Origin of the sequence: Vibrio sp. 1641 (genome assembly GCF_033339995.1) — a bacterium.
Classification (GTDB): Bacteria; Pseudomonadota; Gammaproteobacteria; order Enterobacterales; family Vibrionaceae; genus Vibrio; species Vibrio alginolyticus.
The window spans coordinates 1-511 of the sequence record NZ_JAWOVP010000531.1; the positions used below are offsets into that span (position 1 = coordinate 1).

Here is a 511-nt window from a genome sequence, read left to right on the forward strand (position 1 = left end):
CGAACAAGGTAAGGCAGTAGATCCGCGTGGCTACCAACTGGAGCGTAAATACGAACAGGTTGGCCGTATTTCTCCATCACGTGGTTGTAGAGTGAATCTCCCATGCCGTGTAGGCGTTGGAATTCAAAATCCTTATGCTGCGCCATCACTGCAATCGCAGTAACTGTGTGCGCATTGTGGCTGGCAAACTGCGGGAAGATATTGCCACGTACGCCTTCGCTTAATAGGAAACGCGCACATGCAAGGTAAGCAACATCGGTCGCTTCTTTGCGTGTGTACACTGGGTAGTTGTCGTAGCCCGCTTGTTGTGACCATTTGATTTCGCTATCCCAGTACGCGCCTTTTACCAAGCGAAGTGGGATCAAGTCACCTTGCTCTTTCGCAAGGGCATTGAGCCAAACCAATACTGGTAGAGCACGCTTCGAGTACGCTTGCACAACAAGACCAAACTTGCCCCAACCTTTCACGAGGTCACTGCGGTAAATCTTCTCGAACAGCTTTAGAGACAGCT

The 511-nt window shown here is 50.5% G+C and carries 1 protein-coding gene; it reads right to left on the reverse strand.

The window, feature by feature from the left end; all coding sequences use genetic code 11:
* On the reverse strand, positions 1-511 hold a 511-nt coding region (locus tag R7Z47_RS26960; RefSeq protein ID WP_318131042.1), incomplete at both ends, for a proline dehydrogenase family protein.